Here is a 17,626-nt window from a genome sequence, read left to right as displayed (position 1 = left end):
CTGCCCGGCGGAAGGGAGCACGGTAGCCATGGCGAGCGTCTACGAGAAGGCGGGCAAGTGGTATCTGCGCTTCAAGGATGCAGAGGGCCGGTGGCGCGACAAGGCGACCCATGCGCGCACGAAGACCGAGGCCCGGCGCATCGCGGGAGAGTTGGAGCGGAAGGCCGAGCGGGAGCGGCTCGGACTGGAACCGCGCACGTATGCGGACGGCGGGGGCGCACTAACGGTTGAGGAGGTGGTGCGCTGGTATTGCGACGCATACCTCAAGGACCGGCCGTCCTATGAGCCCACCATGCGAGCGCTCCGGCTGCACATCGCGCCCGAGATTGGCCACTTGCTCGTAGGTGAGTTGACCATCGCGAGGATTGAGACGTGGTTGCAGGGCAAGGCTCAAGCGCTGGGCCCGCAGAGCCTGAATCACCTCCGGGGCTATCTGGTCCGCGCCTTCAACAAGGCCCGCAAGGCGGGCAAGTGGGCTGGCGAGAATCCCGCCCTGTTGGTGGACACCCGGCGCGTTCCCCGGCGGCAGTACGACTACCTGCGAGCGGAGGAGGTTCCGCGCCTCCTGGCTGCACTGAGCCCGGACCTGCGCCCCTTGTTCGCGGTGGCCATCTATACCGGTCTGCGCAAGGGCGAGTTGCTCGCGCTCCGAAAGGAGGACGTGGACCTTGAGGCGCGACGCCTGACGGTTGCGCGCTCCCATGACCGGGACACCACCAAGGGGAACCGCGCGGACGTGATTCCGATAGCGGAGGAGGCCGTTGCGTACTTCCAGCAGGCCAGCGCGGACTCACCCTCCGGGCTGCTCTTCCCGGCCCCGGACGGCTCCATGCGCCGCCGGGACTTCAAGGCCCAGGCCATCCTCCAGCGGGCCCTGGGGCGGGCCGGCATCGTCAGCGGATGGAAGCTCGTCTGTCGCCGCAAGGGATGTGGCTTTCAGGAGGAGTCGGACGAGGCCGAGGCGAAGCGGTGTCCGCGCTGCGACATGCGCCTCTGGGCGAAGCCGAAGCCGCGCCGGTTGCGCTTCCACGACCTGCGCGGGACCTGCGCCTCGTTGCTCATCCAGTCCGGGGCAAGCCCGGCGGCGGTGGCGAGCGTCCTGCGGCACTCGGACCCGAACCTCACCATGCGGCGCTACGCCCATATGGACCCGGCCTACCTGCGTGAGGAAATCAACAAGCTGTCCTTCGCGCCTGTCCCCCTGCATCCGCCGGAGGTGCGGCAGGCGCGAGCCGGGGAGGGGAGCGGAGGGAGCGGCTTCGCGCCGTTTGCTGCACCCTTGCTGCAAGGCATCCCGAAGCCCGCAAACACGAAGGCCGGTAGTCCCGAGTTTCCTCAAGAACTACCGGCCTTTATGCGTGAGCGGCGGAAGGGATTCGAACCCTCGACCCCGAGCTTGGGAAGCTCGTGCTCTACCAACTGAGCTACCACCGCGGGCGAAGCAGGGCGCAAGGTACGGGCCGCCCCGTGGCTTGTCAACGGGAAGTGCGGCGCTACTCCGACTCGTCGACGGTGAGCTGGTACGCGTCCTGGAAGTTCGACTCGCGGTTGCGCGCGTCGCGGACCTCGAAGAGGTAGACGCCCGGCTCGGCGCTGTAGTGGATGCGCTCCGGCTGGTCGCCCTTGGCCCGGTCCGCCGTCTGCACGAGCGACAGCTTCCCGTCCGGCTGCACGCGGTGCAGGTACAGCCCCACGTCGACCTTCAGGATGCCCAGCAGCGTGGCCCGGATGGGCGTGCGCACCGGCCGGTCCGACAGGTCCAGCCGGAAGAAGTCCGTGTCCTTGACTGGATACACCGTGCCCCGCATCGGCTGCCCCAGCGTCAGGTCCTGCGCCCGGTCCGCGGTGTTGTTGGGCTCGCGCTCCTCGCCGCCGTTGTCCGGTACCGTGGTGACGGTGATGCGGTAAGGCTGCTCGGCGTTCTCGAAGTCCTTCACCCACTTGCCGTCCACCTTGCGCGACGCGCCCTCCACCCGGAAGTAGCAGGCGCCGTCGCAGGCGACGTTGTTGAGGCGCTCGGGCTCCTTGATGGCGCCGTCGTTGGCGCGCAGCAGCACCGTCTCCTTGCCGGACTCTCCCTCCGGGGGCTCCACCATGGAGAGCACCAGGTCCAGTCGCTCCACGCCGGTCAGCTCCACCTTCGCCAGCACCGGCTCGGACGTCTTCAGGACGAAGTGGTCCACGTCACCCTTGGGCGCCAGGAAGCCCTCTCGGTAGCTCCCGGCCGTGAGGCTCGTGGCCTTGTGGAGTTCGTCGTTCGGCTCCAGCTCCGCGCTGGCGCCGGCCTCTTCCTGCGACACGGTGAGCGTGTACGGCATGGTCGTGTTGAAGGTCCGGCGGGCCTCCTTGCCGGTGCCCACCCAGCTCGTCTTCACCACCACGTAGACGACCCGGTCCATGGCGCGCACGCCGATGTTGCGCAGCGACAGCGTCTCGCCCTCCTTGCCGCGCAGGGTGAAGAGCGGCGCCTCCGCCGCGGACAACACCGACAGCTCCGGCCGCACGCCGTCCACGCCGGTCAGCTCGATTTTCAGCGCCACCGAGGGCGGCTCGGGGGGCACGTCCGGCTCGGAGGGCGCGGGCACCGCCGTGCCCGCGTCCAGAGCGCGCGCAATGGCCTCGCCCACCGCCTGGCTCCCCACCGGCGGCGGCTCGCTGCCCGCGAAGGTGCCCTCCATGGCGGGGGAGGGCGGGGCCTCGTCGCGCCCGAAGCCCTCCACACCGCCCTGCATGCCCTCCTGAGCCATGAGGTCGGGCGCCCCGTCCCCCTCCGGACCTCGGGGTGCCGCGCCTTCCTCCTCCTCGAAGCCGTTGCCGCCCAGGTCTTGCCTCGCGCCGGAGTTGCCCTGTCCGTCCCGCGCGCCAGCGCCGTTCATGCCCTGTGCGCCGGCGAGGCCTCCGCCCAGCGCGTCGTCCTGCCCCTGGGGGGCTCCTGGGCCTCCAGCGCCGGGCCGCGTGCCGCCCATCCCTTGGGGCGCAGCGCCGCCCCCCGTGGGCGGCGTGCCTTGCGACGGCGAATCGCCAAAGGGCGCGGTCGCCGGGTCCTCCGCCGTGCCACCCGGGCCCGGGCCTTCCGGGTTCGACGGTTGCGCCGGGTCCGGCAGCTCGATGCGGTACCAGTCCTCGTCGCCGGCATGGCCCAGGAAGGCCGTCACCGTCTGGCCCAGGGGCAGGTTCACCGCGTCTACGGCGCGGTCGTTGGGCTCGCGCTCCTCGCCGTCCTCGGGCGCGCGCATGCGGACCTCGAGCGTGTACGCACCGCCCACGCCCTTGCGGGTGGGCACCACGCGGAGGAAGCGCTCGTTCTCCACGAAGAGGTTGGGGAAGCGCTCCGGCTTGCCCTCGCCCTCGCTGTTGATGCCCACCAGGCGGTTGCGGTCGCGGTCATACACCTCAAGGGTGATGTCCCCGCCGGGCAGGCCGGACACGGTGACGTCCGCGATGCGCGGCGCGCCGGGCGCCAGCCGGTACCAGTCCTCGTCCGCCTTGTTCGGCTGCGCGGTGAACTCCGCGCTCACCGTGCTGTTGCGGGTGAGGTCCAGGGCCTGGTCCGGCCTGTCGTTGGGCTCCTGCTCCGTGAGCGCGGCCGGCCCCGTCTCCACCGGACCCGCGTCCGGAGCCTCCGGCGCCTTGTCTTCCTTGCAGCCGGCCAGCATCAGCCCCAGCACACAGGCCCACCCCCAGCGTCTCATCACGGTCTCCTCCAGCACAAACCGCCATCCTTCCCGGCGGGGACGGAGTGTCAAGCACCCCAACATCCGCGAGGGCGCTTTCATCCGCACCCGCCCGGCCGCTCCGTGCGTGCTCGGACTGGAGCCGCGCGCGCGAGGCGATCAAAGATGCGGGGACATGCGACGCCTGCTCCTCGCCTCCCTCCTGTCCGCCACGGCGGCCTCCGCCGCATCCAATGTCCCGCCTGGCTACGTCCAGGCCTCCGATTGGCTCGACCGCACCCGCCAGCCGGAGCGCTACGGGCCCCTCAACGTGCTCGACGGCCGCGACTCCACCGCGTGGTGTGTCAGCGGCGATGGGCCCGCGTCCTTCACCTTCGGCTTCAAGGACATCGTCACCGTGGACGAGGTCCGCGTGTACACGGGAGACGGCTCGGACCGGGCCGCGTTCAAGGCCCGCGCCCGGGCGCGGAAGCTCACGCTGACCGGCATCAAGGAAGCACGCAGCGTCAGCGTGGAGGACAAGCGGGGGCTCCAGGTGGTGCCCCTCAAGTCAGGACTTCGGGGCGCCCGCTTCACGCTGGAGGTGTCGGAGCGCTTCCCGGGCGCCAAGGACGACGCGCCCGTCTGTGTCACCGACATCGTCTTCTACGCCAGAGGGAAGGCGCTCAACGGCACCTGGCTGGCGCCCAAGTTGCGCTACAACGCCCGGCTGGCGCCGCTGCTGGGCACCTGGTTCGGTGGCCTGAAGGGCGCCCCGCACCGCTTCCTGTCCTTCTACCTGGATGGCACCTACAGCCTCACCGAGGAGCCCTTGGAGGGCGAGGTGTCCACGACAGTCAGCGGGGCCTACACGCTGTCCGGGGAGAAGCTGTCCCTGGACGTCCCCCCGTACGGGCGGGTGACGGTGCGTTTCCCGCGAGGGGACTCGGAGGGGACACGTCCGCCAGATGCGTCGCTGGCGTTCGACGGGCCCGTCGCCGAGGCCTGGGGCGAGGAGTTCCGCGGCCAACGGTGAGCTGACGGGAGGGCTGCCGCCCGCCCGGCTTCCCGGGAGGCGACGCAGCTCGCCTTAGAGGATGGCCATCTTCCGCTTCACGCTGAAGTGGCGGAAGAACGCGATGATTTCCTCGACCGCGATCTTCACGTCGGTGGCGTCCTGGAATTCGGATTCCAGGAAGATGCCGCCGCAGGACTCGCAGGTGTCGTAGTGCAGCGGATGCTGGCGGTCGCCACCGTCCACGCGGACGAGGTCGACCTGGCACTCGGGGCACTGACCCGTCAATGCCTCCGCATCTACCTTGCCGCCCTGGCTCTCCAGCCCGGGGAGGTTGTTGTGGAGCAGGACCCGGTTGAGGTCCGCGACGTCAATCCAGAGGCCGCCGCAATCTCCACACTTTCGCAACGTCTGGTCATCCCCCTCGAGATCGGACATCTCGACGTTGCAGCTGGGGCAATCCATGGGGCGGTTCCATTCTCCTGTTGGGGGGGAGTGGTGTTCTCCCCAGTCGATTGGAGAATGATAGGTCGCGCGAAATTTTGGATGCAACCCGCCTTGCGCCTTCTGTTGGCAACGCGCCGTCCCGTCGCCCCCCAGCCCCTCGGCCCTATGCCTTCTCGCGGCGGATGTCCGCACCCAGGCCGCTCAACTTGCGCTCCAGGCGCTCGTAGCCCCGGTCCAGGTGGTAGACGCGGCTGACGTCGGTGCGGCCCTCCGCCCGCAGGCCCGCCAGGATGAGTGACGCGCTCGCCCGCAGGTCCGTTGCCATGACGGGCGCGCCGCTCAGGCCCTTCACGCCCTTCACCACCGCTGTGTGCCCCTGGATGGTGATGTCCGCGCCCAGCCGGTGCAGCTCCGGCACGTGCATGAAGCGGTTTTCGAAGATGTTTTCGTTGATGACGGACGTCCCCTGACTGACGGACATGAGGGCCATCAACTGGGCCTGCATGTCGGTGGGGAACCCCGGGTGCTCCGTGGTGGTGATGTTCACCGCTTCCAGGCGCTGGGGCGCCTTGCAGCGCAGGCCGCCGCCCTCGGCGGTGAGGGTGCACCCGGCCTCGCGCAGCTTCTCCACCATCGCGTCCATGTGCTCGGGCACCACGCGCTTCACCAGCACGTCGCCGCCGGAGATGGCCGCCGCCACCAGCAGGGTGCCGGCCTCGATGCGGTCGGGGAGGATGGCGTGCTCCACCGGCTTCAGTCCGTCCACGCCTTGAATGGTGATGATGGACGTGCCCGCGCCCTCGATGCGCGCCCCCATCTTGTTGAGCACCTTGGCCAGCTCCTCGACCTCTGGCTCGCGGGCGCAGTTCTCCATGACGGTGCGGCCCTTGGCCAGCACCGCCGCCATCATCACGTTCTCCGTGCCGGTGACGGTGATGACGTCGAAGTTGACGGTGCCGCCCTTGAGCTGCTTCGCCTGGGCCTCCACGTAGCCTTCCGTCAGGTGGATGTCCGCGCCCAGCGCCTTCAGCCCCTTGAGGTGCTGGTCGATGGGCCGCGCGCCAATGGCGCAGCCGCCCGGCATGGACACCCGCGCCCGGCCGAAGCGGGCGACGAGCGGCCCCAGCACCAGCACGCTGGCGCGCATCGTCTTCACCAGCTCGTACGGCGCCTCCGGCGTGATGTGGCCGTTGACGCCCACCTGGCAGACGTCCGACGTCTCGGTGTTGCGCTCCGCGTCGCAGCCCATGGTGCGCAGCACCTTGAGCATGGTGGCGACGTCCGCTAGGTCCGGCACGTTGCGGTAGGTGGAGGTGCCGTCGGCCAGCAGCGCCGAGGCGAGGATGGGCAGCGCCGCGTTCTTCGCGCCCGAGGCCTGCACTTCGCCGTGCAGCGCCTGGCCGCCCTTGATGACGATCTTGTCCATGGTTCCCTGCGTCTTCAGCCCTGTGGCTCGTTGGCCACGGGCTGTGTCCCAAAAGCCATCCGTTCCCGCCGCTCCAGGTCCTTCTCCACCCGCGCGTCCGCGTAACCCGCGGCGCGCAGGAGCTCCAGGACGGCGGGGCCCTGGTCCTCACCAATCTCCATTGCAAGGAGGCCGCCAGGCTCCAACCACTGGCGCGCGCCCGTCACCACCCGGCGCACCGCCACCAGTCCGTCTGGCCCGCCGTCCAGCGCCAGCTTCGGCTCGCGCCGCACCTCGGCGGACAGGCCGGCAATCTCCTCGGAGGCGATGTACGGCGGGTTGGAGACCACCACCTGGAAGCGCTCGCCCGCGGGCACCGGGGCGAACAGGTCCCCCTGCAGCACCGTCACCCGGTCCGCCACGCCCAGCGCCTGGGCGTTCTCCCGCGCCAGCGCGCAGGCGTCCGGCGACAAGTCCGTGGCGATGACGGTGGCCTGGGGACGCTCGGCCGCCAGGCTGATGGCGATGCAGCCGGAGCCGGTGCACACGTCCAGCGCGCGGCCGGGCGCGTCCTTGGGGAGCATGCGCAGCGCCGCCTCCACCAGCAGCTCCGTCTCCGGGCGCGGAATCAGCACCCGGGCGTCCACCTTGAAGGGGCGGTTGTAGAACTCGCGCACCCCCGTCAGGTACTGCGTGGGCTCGCCCGCCATGCGCCGTTCGATGAGGGCACGGTAGGCGCCCAGCTCCTCCTTGGAGAGCGGGCGGTCCAGGTCCACGTACAGCCGGACGCGGCTGAGCTCGAGCACGTACGACAGGAGGATCTCCGCGGTGAGCCGCGGGGCATCCACCTGTCGCTTCTCGAAGTGCTGGGTCGTCCAGGTGAGGACCTTGCGGATGGTCCAGGGGTCGCTGCTCATGCGGAGGACTTCGGGCCGCCGGCCGTCTGCGCCTTGAGCGCTTCGGCCTGGTAGTAGGTCCGGCAGGCGGTGACGACGTCGTCCACGTTGCCGGCCATGACGCCCGGCAGGTTGTGCACGGTGAGGCCAATGCGGTGGTCCGTCAGCCGGTCCTGCGGGAAGTTGTAGGTGCGAATCTTCTCGCTGCGGTCGCCGGTGCCCACCTGGGCGCGGCGCGCGGAGTCGCGCTCGTTGCGGATGCGCTCCTGCTCGATTTCGTAGAGCTTCGCCCGAAGCATGCGCATGGCCATGGTGCGGTTCTTCAGCTGGCTCTTCTCCTGCTGGCACTTCACCACGATGCCCGTCGGGTGGTGGATGAGGCGCACCGCGGAGTCCGTGGTGTTGACGCTCTGGCCGCCCGAGCCCGTGGAGCGCATCACCTGCATCTCGATGTCCGCCGGGTTCACCTGCACGTCCACGTCCTCCGCCTCCGGCATCACCGACACCGTAATCGTGGACGTGTGGATGCGGCCCTGCGTCTCCGTGGCCGGCACCCGCTGCACGCGGTGTACGCCGGACTCGTACTTCATGTTGCTGAAGACGGCGTCGCCGGACAGCGTCACCGTGGCGTCCTTCACGCCGCCCGCGTTGCCCGGGCTCATGTCCAGGATGTCCGCCTTCCAGCCCCGGCGTTCCGCGTAGCGGAGGTACATCTGCATGACCTCCTCGGCGAAGAGGGCGGCCTCGTCACCGCCCGCGCCCGCGCGAATCTCCAGGATGACGTTCTTCTCGTCATTCGGGTCCTTGGGCAGGAGGAGGATCTTGAGGCTGGCCTCCATCTCGTCGCGCTGTTCCTTCAGGCCGGGCAGGGACTCGCGGGCGAAGGCCTTCTCGTCGGCGTCGCTGCTGCCGAGCCAGGCTTCGACCTCGCTGAGGTCGGCGAGCACCTTGCGGTAGGCCCGGAAGGCCTCGACCAGCTTCTCCAGGCCCGCGCGTTCCTTGGACACCTTCTGGAGCCTCGCCGAGTCGGCGAGTACGTCGGGGTTCGACAGGTCGGCCGTCAGTCGTTCGAACCGGCGCTCGACGTCTTCGAGTTTGTCAATCATCGTCGTTCCGGGGGGTATTGCCCCTTTGCACGGCCTCTGGCAAGGGCGGGCGGAGTCAAGAAATTCCTTGGACGCTTGGGCGGGAGCATGAAAAAAGGGCCGCCCTCACCGCGCTCAGCGGTCGGTTTCACATCACCTACACGGAGTCCTTCCACATGCCCGCCCAGAAGGGAAATCGTTCCAAGAAGAAGGTCGCCAACCGTGCCAAGGGCCGGAAGGCCCAGCTGAAGCGCCGCCGCAGCCGCGCCAAGAAGGGCCAGTCCAACAACAAGGTCTAGTGCGTTGGCGACTCCCTCCCTCGGAGTTCGGGGGAGGGAGGCGGACGGGCCCACGGCTCCAGTTCGGGCAGCATCCGCTCCACGCCTTCTGAAGACTCCGCCAGGAGCCGCAGCACCGCCTCCGCCGCCTCGCCCGTGACGGGCACCGGCTGGAAGGGCAGCTCCGGGAAGCGGTCGGTCCTCAAGGGCAGAATCTCGCTGGACAGGTAGCCGCCGTCGGGCCCGAAGTGGCCCTTCCACAAGGCGCCGCGCTTGTCGCGAGGGTTCCAGTTTCCCCCGAAGACGAAGTTCCCCAGCGAGTAGACGACCGGTCTGCCCTGGTACAGCTCCATGGCCTGGAGGACGTGAGGGTGGGCGCCCAACACACCCGCGGCGCCCGCGTCGATGGCGGCGTGGGCCAGCCGGACCTGGTAGGGCTCCGGGGTGTAGGTGCCCTCGCGCCCCCAGTGGAAGTAGGGCAGGACGAGGTCCGCGTGGGCCCGGGCCGCGGCGATGTCCTCCCGGAGCATCCGCGCCATGACGGCCTCGTCGGAGAAGTGGCCGGCGACCCCAGGGGTCGTCTCCGTGGCGAAGACTCCGGGCGGTTCGATGTTGCGCGTGCCCAGGAAGAAGTAGCCCAGCAGCGCCACCCGCTGGCCGCCCACGGTGATGATTGCGGGGCGCCGGGCCTCCGCCAGGTTCCGGCCCGCGCCGAAGTAGGGGATGTGCGCCGCGTCCAGGGTGTCCAACGTGTCGAGCAGGCCCTGGGCGCCGTAGTCCATCAGGTGGTTGTTGGCCAGGCTCACCACGTCCACGCCGCCGGCGGTGAGGATGCCCACCAGCTCCGGCTTCGCGCGGAAGTTGAAGTTCTTGGGCAGCTTCTCGCCGCGCTCGGTGAAGGGGCACTCCAGGTTGACGACGAACAGGTCGGCGGCGTCCGTCAGGGACTTCACCTCCTGGAACCCGTAGGCCAGCAGGGCGTCCTGGGGGCGGCCCCTGGCGCTCTCCGCGTCGTGGTGTGTCTGGTAGTTGTGGCCCAGCGTCACGTCGCCGCCCACGATGATGGACACGGCGCGGGCCTGGGGCGCGGCCACCGGTGCCTCCGTGGAGGGGGCGGGGGCCAGGGCGGCCTCCTCGGTGGCGGGGGGCTGTCGGGCCGGCTCCTCGGGGGGCAGGCGCTCCGGCGGAGGGACGGCGCGGGGGTGACAGGCGGACAACAGGAGCAGCAGCAGGGCGACGTGGCGCATGGGCGGGGGGAAACTCTACCTTGCACCACTTGGAGCGCGGCGCGTAGATTGCCCGCGCGCTCATGGCCCGCGAAAAGGACAACATCGCTCTCTCCGACGAGCACAACACTCGGGGAATCGAGCTGGCGGACCGGGGTTGGCTCGACGAGGCCATCAAGGAGTTCAAGAAGGCCATTGACCTCGACCCGAGCTCCGCGCACGCCCACGACAACCTGGCGACCGTCTACGCGGAGAAGAAGCTCTTCCGCGAGGCGCTGTCGGAGTACCTCACCGCCCTGAAGCTGGAGCCGGAGAGCGCCACGGCGCACTACAACCTGGCCTGCTTCCTCTCCACCCACGCGGGGGAGATGGCGGTGGAGGAGTACAAGGAAGCCATCGAGTTGGATCCGGAGTATCCGGACGCCCACCTCAACCTGGGCCTCACCTACGCGGACCAGGGCCGCGTGGAGGAGGCGATGCGCGAGCTCCAGACGGCCATCGAACTGGACTCCCAGGACGCCTTCCCCCGTCATGAGCTGGCCGCGCTGATGATGGACGAGGGCGACTACCGCTCCGCCATCACCCAGCTGAAGGACGTGGTGCGCCTGGAGCCGGACAACTTCGAGGCGCAGCTGGATTTGGGCATCTGCTACGCGCAGAAGGGCTTCTACGCGGAGGCGGAGCGCGCCTATGAGCGGGCGCGGGCGCTCAACCCGGAAGACCTGCTGCTCAACTACAACCTGTCCGCACTGTTCGCGCTGTGGGGGCGTCCCAAGGACGCCGTGCAGTACCTGCAGAAGTCGCTCACCGCGGACCGGCCGAAGGTGATGGGGTGGCTGTCCACCGACCCCATGTTCGACGCCCTCAAGGGTGACCCGGACTTCGAAGCCTTGTTCTGAGCCATGGGCAACGAATGGTTGTTCCTGGGGCTGGCGATCCTCCTCGTATTCGCCAACGGCTTCTTCGTGGCGACCGAGTTCGCCATCGTGAAGATCCGCGCCACGCGGCTCCAGGCGCTGGTGGACGAAGGCGCGCCGGGCGCGGCCGCGGCCATGAAGATGGTGGAGAAGCTGGACGCGTACCTCTCCGCCACGCAGTTCGGCATCACCCTGGCTTCCCTGGGCCTGGGCTGGCTGGGTGAGCCGGCCTTCGCGCGCTTGTTGGAGCCGGTGCTGGTGCCGTTGGTGCCGGAGGGCGCCTCCACCACGTTGGCCCACTCCGCGGCGGTGGTGATTGGCTTCAGCATCATCACCTTCCTGCACATCGTGCTCGGCGAGCTGGCGCCCAAGAGCCTGGCCATCCAGCGGCCGGAGGACACGACGCTCGCGGTGGCGCTGCCCATGCGGGTGTTCTACGTCCTGTTCTACCCGGCCATCGTCCTGCTCAACGGGCTGGCGGCGTGGGTGCTGCGCGTCTTCGGCCTCCAGTCGGTGGGGGGGGCGCACGAGGCGCACAGCGAGGACGAGCTGCTGGTCATCCTGCACAGCTCGGCGCAGGCGGGCGCGATTACCACGGCGCGCGCGGAGCTGCTGGAGCGCGCGCTGGAGATGGCGCAGAAGACGGCGCGGCAGGTGATGGTGCCGCGCAACCAGGTGAAGTTCCTGGATGTGGAAGAGCCGCTGGAGAAGTGCATCGCGGATGCGCGCGCGGCGGGCCACACGTGGCTGCCGGTGTGCAGGGGCAACCTCGATGAGGTCGAGGGCGTGGTGAACGCCAAGGACCTGTTCTTCCTGCTGTCCCGGGGCGAGCTGCACAGCCTGGCGCAGGTGCAGCGGCCGGTGCTGTTCATCCCGGAGGGCGCCACGCTGGAGCAGCTGCTGGCGGAGTTCCGACGGCGGCGCCGGCAGACGGCGCTGGTGGTGGACGAGCACGGCGGCACGTCGGGGCTGGTGACGATCGCCGACGTGGTGGCGGAGGTGGTGGGCGACGTCGCCGAGCTGGGCCGCCGCATGGACGAGGTCCGCGCGCTGCCTGGGGGCCGCTTCGAGCTGCCGGGCACCGCGCAGCTCGATGATTTGGAGGAGCGGCTGGACGTCAACTTCGACCTGGACGAGGACGAAGAGGGCGAGGTGACGACCATCGCCGGTTACCTCATGACGCGGCTGGGCCGGGTTCCCGTGAAGGGGGACACGCTGCGGCTCGACATGTGGCGCATCGTCGTGGACGACGTGGAAGGGCCGCGCGTGGTGCGCGTCACCGTGGAGCCGCAGTCGCGGACGGCGCCCGGGCGCGCCGCGTCGGACGGCTCCGGTGAGGTGCCTCCGGGCACGTCCGGTGAGTCCGTTTAGGTGCGAAACCTGGAATGACTGGCTCGACGGCAGGCCCACGGGGCGCGGGTGCGGGTGCCAGTCGAGCGGGGACGAGGCCCCATGGGTGACGACGCGAGGGACAGATGACGCCGGTGGCCGCACCATCCGGGATTGAGCTGAGCGAGCCCACGCCGCTGCTGCGTTGGTTGGAGAACGACCCGGTGGGGGTGGTGCTGGGCTCTATCGACCCCATCGAAATGTGGGGGCTCGTGGCGATCTCGGCCCTCGCCCGGATGGATGGCGGCGCGCCGCTGAGGGTGTCGCTCGACTCGAACTCCAGGTCGTGCGGGTTCGCGCGAGCCGTCGGCTTCGAGGGCGTCTTGTCGGGGACTGGTGCGCAGGGGACGGCTCCAGGCGAACAGGGCCGCACCGTCAAGCTTGCGCGCATCCAGCGCCACTCCGCGACCGAGCCGCCTTCAGACGAAATCTCGCGCTTGCTGGTTCCAGAGCCTCGCTTCGAGGACACGCGCCGGACGCTCTACTATGTCCTGAACGAGCTCCTGAGGAACGTTGTCCAGCACAGCCTGGACCCGCTGGGGGGCATCGTCGGCGCGCAGCTCAACCGGGGAGGGCGCAACGCGACGCAGCCCATGGTCCAGGTGGCGGTCGCGGACGCGGGCCTGGGGATTCCCGCGAGCCTCCAGAGCCGGCACCGCCTGGCGGATGCGAGGACGGCGCTGGAGAAGTCGCTGTGGCCGCACATCTCGAGCGCCTTCGATGAAGGCGAGACGGGGAGTGCCCAGAACGCGGGAATGGGGCTCTTCTTCATCTCGGAGATGACCAAGCTGGTGGGGGGCAGGTTGGTCATCGCCACCCGAGGGGCGACGCTCATGCTCCAGGGGGATGAGGATTTCGAGAACCCTCACGGCATCCAGCAGCTCCTGAGCGGTGTGGGATATCCAGGAACGCTCGTGGCCTTCGAGATGCCGGCGGAAGCGGCGCAAGACTACGACGGCATGATCGAGACCATCCGCGAGCGGGCCGCCGAGCGCACGCCCCGGCGGGCCATCCACAAGTGGCTGTCGTTCGAGGCGCCTCCGGAGGGCGCCTTGAAGTTCGTGGTCCGCTCGACGGGCGTCGAGGATGCGCGAGCGGCGCAACGCTTCGCGGAGGAGCAGCTGCTGCCAAGGCTGGTGAAGCGGCAGCCCGTGGCGCTCGACTTCGTGGGGATTTCGACCTGTACGCAGAGCTACGCACACGCCCTGCTCTATGAGGCGCTTCGGTTGGCCTGGGCGCGGAAGACACCCATCTTCATCCTCCATGCGCAGCCCGCGGTTCGGAGCACGCTCGAGCTGCTGGAGAACTACGCACTCGGAGGCTGATGCCCCGGGCCCAGGCGCACTCCGAGTCGAATGCGCGGGCGTCGGCTTGCCGCCTCACGCACCCTGCCGGCGCGGGTCGGGGGCGGACGTGTCAGACCGGGGTGGTACGTCCCACGAGGTGATGCTTCTACGTCGTGCGATAGGACGCTACAGGGCACGTCTGCTCTGTCGCAGACCAGGCAACCGAACGTATGGCGATGCGTGGCATGGCCACGCTTGATCGCCTGGGAGGTGGCTGGTACTCCTTTCTGCTGGACGCTCCGAGGCCGATTTTTCGGCCTCGCGCGCGCTTTTATCCTCGTACCGAGCCCGCTCTAGGAGCCCGCTGGCATGCGAATCAAGCGGTTGGACATCACCGGCTTCAAGTCCTTCATGGAACGGAGCGTCTTCACGTTCGACGAAGGCGTGACGGGCATCGTCGGGCCCAACGGCTGCGGCAAGTCCAACGTCGTGGACGCCATCCGCTGGGTGATGGGTGAGCAGAGCGCGAAGAACCTCCGTGGCCGCGGCATGGAGGACGTCATCTTCAACGGCTCGGAGAACAAGCCGCCGCTGTCCATGGCGGAGGTGTCGCTCACGTTCCTCGTGGATGACACGGACCAGCTCGCGCCCCAGTACCAGGGCTTCTCCGAAGTCACGGTGACGCGGCGCCTGTTCCGCAACGGCGACTCCGAGTACCTCATCAACAAGACGCTCTGCCGGCTGCTGGACATCACCGAGCTGTTCCTCGGCACCGGCGTGGGAACCAAGGCGTACTCCATCATCGAGCAGGGCCGCGTGGGCCTCATCGTGTCCAGCAAGCCGGAGGACCGGCGCCACCTGCTGGAGGAGGCCGCGGGCGTCACCAAGTACAAGGCCCGCCGCAAGGCCGCCGAGCGCAAGATGGAGGCGACCGACGCCAACCTGCTGCGCGTCACCGACATCACCAACGAGCTGGAGAAGCGGCTCGACGCGCTGTCGCGCCAGTCGAAGAAGGCGGAGAAGTACAAGAAGCTCAAGGCGCGCATGCGGGACATCGACCTGCACGCGGCCACCCACCGCCAGCTGGAGCTGATGGCGGAGAAGAAGATGCTCCAGTCGCGGCTGGAGAACCTGGGCTCCGAGGAACGGGAGAGCCTGGACCGGGTGAAGGAGCTGGAGGAGACGATTACGCGCCGCCGCGCGGAGCTGGAGGCGGAGACCGCCGCGCTCCAGGCGCTGGCCGCGGAGGTGCACACGCTGGAGAGCTCCCTGCAGCGCGACACGCAGGAGATGACCTACGGCAAGCGCGACCTGGAGGAGACGCGGGCCCGCGTGGCCGCCGCCCAGGTGGAGCTGGACGGGCTCCTGGCGCGCAAGGCGGAGATGTCCGAGGCCATGGCCGCCCGCGAGGCGGAGCTGTCGGGCATCGCCGGCTCGTGGAAGGAGGACGAGGTCGCGATGCAGGTGGCGCAGGAGGAGCTGCGCCGCGTGTCCCAGCTCCAGACGGAGGTCGCGCTGCGCCTGGAGCAGGAGCGCGCCGGCCTGGTGGCCGTGGCCACGCGCCTGGCCAACCACGAGAGCAACCTGGTCAACCTCGCCCGCCAGCGGGGGGACCTGGGCGCCCGCCGCGCGAAGCTCCAGGGCGAGCTGGACGCCCTGCGCGCCCAGGAGCAGACGCTGGAGAGCGTCCGGGGCGACGTGGTGAAGCGGGTGGAGGACACCCGGCACCTCGCCGCGGAGCTGGCCGAGCGCAAGGGCCAGGAGGAGGACGCGCTCACCCGCACCCGCGCGGCCTTCACGGAGAACGAAATCGAGGTCATCGCGCTGCGAGAGGAGCTGAGCGACAAGCGCAGCCGCCTCTCCACGCTGGAAGACATCCAGAAGAACTACGACGGCTTCGACCGCGGCGTGCGCGCCGTCATGACGCGCGCCGGGGTGCAGGCGCGCGAGCAGGGCATCTTCGGCCTGGTGGCGGACGTCCTCACCGTCACCCCGCGCTACGAGCGCGCGGTGGAGGCCGCCCTGGGTGAGCGGCTCCAGCACGTCATCGTGGAGAGCCGCGACAAGGGCGTGGAGCTGGTGGACTACCTCAAGGGCCACGCCGAGGGCCGGGGCAGCTTCCTCCCGGTGCCCGCGCTGGACGCGCTGCCGGCCCCGCTGGAGCCGGACTTCAGCCAGCCCGGCGTGCTCGCGCATGCCCTGCGCGAGGTGACGTGCGAGGAGGCGCTGGCGCCGCTCGTCCAACTGCTGCTGGGGGACGTCGTCATCGTCCAGGACGTGGCCACGGCGCGCGCGTGGACCCAGTCGGGCGGCCCGGCGTGCACGCTGGTGACGGCGGAGGGCGAGGTGTTCCGCCCGGACGGCACCATCGTCGGCGGTGAGAGCGAGGGCGCGGCGGTGGGCGCGCTCCAGAAGAAGCGCGAAATCGCCGAGCTGGCCACCGAGGTGGCCCGCGTGGAGGAGCGCTACAACGAGATTCTCACCCGGCACTACACGCTCCAGAAGCAGATGGGGCACGCGGAGGGCGTCCTCAAGGGGCTGGCCAAGAATCAGCACGCCGAGGAGCTGAACCTCGCCAGCCAGGAGAAGGACCTGCACAAGGCGGGCGAGGACCTGGCCCGCGTGCGCGAGCGGGTCCGCGCCCTGGAGGTGGAGGAGGGGCAGCTCGCCCAGAGCCATCAGGCCCTGGAGCACGAAGAGGAGATGAGCCGCGGCGAGGTGGCGCACGGCCAGGCGGACCGCGAGGGCCGCGAGGAGCGGGTGAAGCAGCTGGTGGCCGAACAGGAGTCGCTGCGCCTGCGCGCGGAGACGGCCAACGGCGAGCTGACGGGCCTGCGCATCAAGGTGGCCGCCGGCAGCGAGCGTGGCGAGTCGGCCCGCAAGGAGCTGGACAGCCTCGTCTCCCAGCGCCAGGACATGGAGACGCGCATCACCCGGCTCCAGGCCACGGTGGTGGAGGGTGGGGCGCGCGTGGAGGAGCTGGCGCGGCGCACGACGGACACCGAGGGCGGCCTGTCGCAGCGCGCCGAGGAGCACCGGCTCGCCGCGGAGGGGCTGGAGGCGCGCCGCGCGGCGCACACCACGGCCTCCGCGGAGGTGCGTGAGCAGGACGCGATGTTCCGCGAGCTGCGCGGCCGCGTGGACGAGCTGATGCAGGGCCTGTCGCAAATCTCGCTGCGCGAGCGCGAAATCGCCCTGGAGCTGGAGCACCTGGCGGCGGGCATCCGCGAGCGGCACCAGGTGGAGCTGGCGAACGAGCTGCACAAGTACCACCTGCTGGCCGCGCTGGCGCCGGAGACGGAGGCGGAGCTGAAGGACCTGCGCGCGCAGGTGGAGAAGATGGGGGAGATCAACCTCACCGCCATCGACGAGCACGCGGAGCTGTCCAAGCGCTACGACTTCCTCACCGCGCAGAAGAAGGACCTGCAGTCCTCCATCGAGCAGCTGAAGGAGGCCATCCAGCGCATCGACGCCACCAGCCGCGAGCGCTTCAAGCAGACCTTCGACGTGGTGAACGAGAAGTTCCAGGCCATCTTCCCGCGCCTGTTCGGCGGCGGCCGGGCCAGCCTCATCCTCACCAACGAGGGGCCGGGCGGGGAGCCGGGCGTGGAAATCGTCGCCCAGCCGCCCGGCAAGAAGCTGCAGAGCGTCAACCTGCTGTCCGGTGGCGAGAAGGCCCTCACCGCCGTGGGCCTCATCTTCGGCATCTTCCTCATCAAGCCGACGCCCTTCTGCCTCCTCGACGAGGTCGACGCGCCGTTGGATGAGGGCAACGTGGGCCGCTACAACGACATGGTGAAGGAGATGAGCAAGCAGTCGCAGTTCATCCTCATCACCCACAACAAGCGGACCATGGAAGTCTCCAACACCCTCTATGGCGTCACCATGGAGGAGCCGGGCATCTCCAAGCTCGTCAGCGTGCGCATGCGCGAGGCGGGCGCGGCCAACGACGACAAGGTGACGGCGGCGTAGACCCGTCCCGGGGCCCCTTGGAAACACAGAAGGCGCGGGCCCCGGCTTCCGGGCTCC

Annotated in this window: 12 protein-coding genes, 1 tRNA gene and 1 pseudogene; 7 read left to right on the top strand and 7 right to left on the bottom strand. The window is 69.7% G+C overall.

All coding sequences use genetic code 11. The annotated features are described in order from the left end of the window. Nucleotides 1-28 precede the first annotated feature (28 nt). Nucleotides 29-1,138, top strand: a pseudogene (locus KGD87_RS36900) (tyrosine-type recombinase/integrase); the annotation flags it as partial. A 223-nt stretch (nt 1,139-1,361) separates the two neighbouring features. On the opposite strand, the gene KGD87_RS14175 reads toward KGD87_RS36900, so the two are convergent. Next, nucleotides 1,362-1,434: transfer RNA gene (locus KGD87_RS14175), tRNA-Gly, on the bottom strand. Between the two features lie 59 nt (nt 1,435-1,493). After that, nucleotides 1,494-3,692, bottom strand: coding sequence for an ABC transporter substrate-binding protein (locus KGD87_RS14170; RefSeq protein ID WP_284667953.1), 2,199 nt, complete (start codon nt 3,690-3,692; stop codon nt 1,494-1,496). Nucleotides 3,693-3,849: 157 nt separating this feature from the next. Between KGD87_RS14170 and KGD87_RS14165 the strand changes: the two genes are divergently transcribed. Beyond that, nucleotides 3,850-4,689 (top strand): NADase-type glycan-binding domain-containing protein, encoded by an 840-nt coding sequence (locus tag KGD87_RS14165; RefSeq protein ID WP_284667952.1) that lies wholly within the window; start codon nt 3,850-3,852, stop codon nt 4,687-4,689. A gap of 54 nt (nt 4,690-4,743) precedes the next feature. Here the strand turns inward: KGD87_RS14165 and KGD87_RS14160 are convergent, their stop codons facing one another. The 4 genes from KGD87_RS14160 to prfA form a co-directional block, all read right to left on the bottom strand. After that, nucleotides 4,744-5,133 (bottom strand): zf-TFIIB domain-containing protein, encoded by a 390-nt coding sequence (locus tag KGD87_RS14160; RefSeq protein ID WP_163777674.1) that lies wholly within the window; start codon nt 5,131-5,133, stop codon nt 4,744-4,746. Nucleotides 5,134-5,278: 145 nt separating this feature from the next. Then, nucleotides 5,279-6,541: a UDP-N-acetylglucosamine 1-carboxyvinyltransferase gene (murA, locus tag KGD87_RS14155; RefSeq protein ID WP_284667950.1), complete on the bottom strand. Its 1,263-nt coding sequence runs from the start codon at nt 6,539-6,541 to the stop codon at nt 5,279-5,281. Between the two features lie 14 nt (nt 6,542-6,555). Continuing rightward, entirely contained in the window at nt 6,556-7,437 is an 882-nt protein-coding gene (prmC, locus tag KGD87_RS14150; RefSeq protein ID WP_284667949.1) for a peptide chain release factor N(5)-glutamine methyltransferase, read from the bottom strand. After that, a complete protein-coding gene (gene prfA, locus KGD87_RS14145) occupies nt 7,434-8,522 on the bottom strand; it encodes a peptide chain release factor 1 (RefSeq protein ID WP_284667948.1) in 1,089 nt (362 codons plus the stop codon). The genes prmC and prfA overlap by 4 nt, the downstream gene beginning before the upstream one ends. 155 nt (nt 8,523-8,677) lie before the next feature. Between prfA and KGD87_RS14140 the strand changes: the two genes are divergently transcribed. Then, complete coding sequence (locus KGD87_RS14140; protein WP_013941470.1) at nt 8,678-8,800, top strand: hypothetical protein; 123 nt, start codon at nt 8,678-8,680, stop codon at nt 8,798-8,800. Here KGD87_RS14140 and KGD87_RS14135 read toward each other — a convergent pair. Continuing rightward, entirely contained in the window at nt 8,797-10,026 is a 1,230-nt protein-coding gene (locus KGD87_RS14135) for a CapA family protein (RefSeq protein ID WP_284667947.1), read from the bottom strand. The genes KGD87_RS14140 and KGD87_RS14135 overlap by 4 nt on opposite strands. A gap of 62 nt (nt 10,027-10,088) precedes the next feature. Here KGD87_RS14135 and KGD87_RS14130 point away from each other — a divergent pair, with 62 nt between their 5' ends. The 4 genes from KGD87_RS14130 (at nt 10,089) to smc (ending at nt 17,569) form a co-directional block, all read left to right on the top strand. Beyond that, nucleotides 10,089-10,904, top strand: coding sequence for a tetratricopeptide repeat protein (locus KGD87_RS14130; RefSeq protein ID WP_176421265.1), 816 nt, complete (start codon nt 10,089-10,091; stop codon nt 10,902-10,904). A 3-nt stretch (nt 10,905-10,907) separates the two neighbouring features. Further along, a complete protein-coding gene (locus tag KGD87_RS14125) occupies nt 10,908-12,293 on the top strand; it encodes a hemolysin family protein (RefSeq protein ID WP_284667946.1) in 1,386 nt (461 codons plus the stop codon). A 113-nt stretch (nt 12,294-12,406) separates the two neighbouring features. Next, nucleotides 12,407-13,636: an ATP-binding protein gene (locus KGD87_RS14120; RefSeq protein WP_284667945.1), complete on the top strand. Its 1,230-nt coding sequence runs from the start codon at nt 12,407-12,409 to the stop codon at nt 13,634-13,636. Nucleotides 13,637-13,966: 330 nt separating this feature from the next. Beyond that, entirely contained in the window at nt 13,967-17,569 is a 3,603-nt protein-coding gene (gene smc / locus KGD87_RS14115) for a chromosome segregation protein SMC (RefSeq protein ID WP_284667944.1), read from the top strand. Nucleotides 17,570-17,626 lie beyond the last annotated feature (57 nt).

The organism is Myxococcus sp. SDU36 (assembly GCF_030168875.1).
GTDB classification, from domain to species: domain Bacteria; phylum Myxococcota; class Myxococcia; order Myxococcales; family Myxococcaceae; genus Myxococcus; species Myxococcus vastator.
This window is presented reverse-complemented; position numbering and strand designations above follow the sequence as displayed.